Raw genomic sequence first — 2,927 nt, forward strand, 5'->3', positions numbered from 1 at the left:
TGACGGGGGCCCGCACAAGCGGTGGAGCATGTGGTTTAATTCGATGCAACGCGAAGAACCTTACCTACTCTTGACATCCAGAGAACTTTCCAGAGATGGATTGGTGCCTTCGGGAACTCTGAGACAGGTGCTGCATGGCTGTCGTCAGCTCGTGTTGTGAAATGTTGGGTTAAGTCCCGCAACGAGCGCAACCCTTATCCTTTGTTGCCAGCGGTTCGGCCGGGAACTCAAAGGAGACTGCCAGTGATAAACTGGAGGAAGGTGGGGATGACGTCAAGTCATCATGGCCCTTACGAGTAGGGCTACACACGTGCTACAATGGCGCATACAAAGAGAAGCGACCTCGCGAGAGCAAGCGGACCTCATAAAGTGCGTCGTAGTCCGGATTGGAGTCTGCAACTCGACTCCATGAAGTCGGAATCGCTAGTAATCGTAGATCAGAATGCTACGGTGAATACGTTCCCGGGCCTTGTACACACCGCCCGTCACACCATGGGAGTGGGTTGCAAAAGAAGTAGGTAGCTTAACCTTCGGGAGGGCGCTTACCACTTTGTGATTCATGACTGGGGTGAAGTCGTAACAAGGTAACCGTAGGGGAACCTGCGGTTGGATCACCTCCTTACCTAATAGATACAACCCGCGTAGTGCTCACACAGATTGTCTGATAGATGTAGAGAAGCAAGGCGTCTTGCGATTGAGACTTCAGTGTCCCCTTCGTCTAGAGGCCCAGGACACCGCCCTTTCACGGCGGTAACAGGGGTTCGAATCCCCTAGGGGACGCCACTTGCTGGTATGTAAGTGAAAGTTGCGTGCCGTTATATCTCAAAACTGACTTGAAAGAGTCACGTTTGAGATATTTGCTCTTTAACAATCCGGAACAAGCTGAAAATTGAAACGACATGTCGTCTCGTTCTTCCGTAATAAAGAATGAGGTTAAGACATGTTCGAGTCTCTCAAATTTTCATAATCTGAAGCGAAACATCTTCGGGTTGTGAGGTTAAGCGACTAAGCGTACACGGTGGATGCCCTGGCAGTCAGAGGCGATGAAGGACGTGCTAATCTGCGATAAGCGTCGGTAAGGTGATATGAACCGTTATAGCCGGCGATTTCCGAATGGGGAAACCCAGTGTGATTCGTCACACTATCATTGCGTGAATACATAGCGTAATGAAGCGAACCGGGGGAACTGAAACATCTAAGTACCCCGAGGAAAAGAAATCAACCGAGATTCCCCCAGTAGCGGCGAGCGAACGGGGAGCAGCCCAGAACCTGAATCAGTTTGTGTGTTAGTGGAAGCGTCTGGAAAGTCGCAGGGTACAGGGTGATACTCCCGTACACTAAAATGCACATACTGTGAGTTCGAAGAGTAGGGCGGGACACGTGGTATCCTGTCTGAATATGGGGGGACCATCCTCCAAGGCTAAATACTCCTGACTGACCGATAGTGAACCAGTACCGTGAGGGAAAGGCGAAAAGAACCCCGGCGAGGGGAGTGAAAAAGAACCTGAAACCGTGTACGTACAAGCAGTGGGAGCCTCTTTATGGGGTGACTGCGTACCTTTTGTATAATGGGTCAGCGACTTATATTCTGTAGCAAGGTTAACCGTATAGGGGAGCCGCAGGGAAACCGAGTCTTAACTGGGCGTTAAGTTGCAGGGTATAGACCCGAAACCCGGTGATCTAGCCATGGGCAGGTTGAAGGTTGGGTAACACTAACTGGAGGACCGAACCGACTAATGTTGAAAAATTAGCGGATGACTTGTGGCTGGGGGTGAAAGGCCAATCAAACCGGGAGATAGCTGGTTCTCCCCGAAAGCTATTTAGGTAGCGCCTCGGACGAATACTATTGGGGGTAGAGCACTGTTAAGGCTAGGGGGTCATCCCGACTTACCAACCCTTTGCAAACTCCGAATACCAATGAGTACTATACGGGAGACACACGGCGGGTGCTAACGTCCGTCGTGAAAAGGGAAACAACCCAGACCATCAGCTAAGGTCCCAAAGTCATGGTTAAGTGGGAAACGATGTGGGAAGGCTTAGACAGCTAGGATGTTGGCTTAGAAGCAGCCATCATTTAAAGAAAGCGTAATAGCTCACTAGTCGAGTCGGCCTGCGCGGAAGATTTAACGGGGCTAAGCAATACACCGAAGCTATGGGTTTGCTAGTTTACTGGCAAGCGGTAGAGGAGCGTTCTGTAAGCCGTTGAAGGCGAAGGGGTAACCCACGCTGGAGGTATCAGAAGTGCGAATGCTGACATGAGTAACGATAAAGGGAGTGAAAAACTCCCTCGCCGAAAGACCAAGGGTTCCTGTCCAACGTTAATCGGGGCAGGGTGAGTCGACCCCTAAGGCGAGGCCGAAAGGCGTAGTCGATGGGAAACAGGTTAATATTCCTGTACTTGGTGTTACTGCGAAGGGGGGACGGAGAAGGCTATGTTAGCCGGGCGACGGTTGTCCCGGTTTAAGCATGTAGGCGGGAAGTTTAGGTAAATCCGGACTTCTGTTAACGCTGAGGTGTGATGACGAGGCACTACGGTGCTGAAGTAACAAATGCCCTGCTTCCAGGAAAAGCCTCTAAGCATCAGGTAACATTAAATCGTACCCCAAACCGACACAGGTGGTCAGGTAGAGAATACCAAGGCGCTTGAGAGAACTCGGGTGAAGGAACTAGGCAAAATGGTGCCGTAACTTCGGGAGAAGGCACGCTGTCGGTAAGTGAAACCCCTCGCGGGTGGAGCTGAAGGCAGTCGAAGATACCAGCTGGCTGCAACTGTTTATTAAAAACACAGCACTGTGCAAACACGAAAGTGGACGTATACGGTGTGACGCCTGCCCGGTGCCGGAAGGTTAATTGATGGGGTTATCCGTAAGGAGAAGCTCTTGATCGAAGCCCCGGTAAACGGCGGCCGTAACTATAACGGTCCTAAG

1 tRNA gene and 2 rRNA genes are annotated in these 2,927 nt (G+C 51.1%); all 3 read left to right on the plus strand.

Annotated features, from left to right (window positions below):
• Window positions 1-622: ribosomal RNA gene (locus D1B32_RS23380) — 16S ribosomal RNA — on the plus strand; the annotation flags it as partial.
• Between the two features lie 85 nt (window positions 623-707).
• Window positions 708-783, plus strand: a tRNA-Glu gene (locus D1B32_RS23385).
• A 212-nt stretch (window positions 784-995) separates the two neighbouring features.
• Window positions 996-2,927 (plus strand): 23S ribosomal RNA (locus tag D1B32_RS23390); the annotation flags it as partial.

Source organism: Oceanobacillus profundus (assembly GCF_003515705.1).
GTDB classification, from domain to species: Bacteria; Bacillota; Bacilli; order Bacillales; family Amphibacillaceae; genus Oceanobacillus; species Oceanobacillus profundus.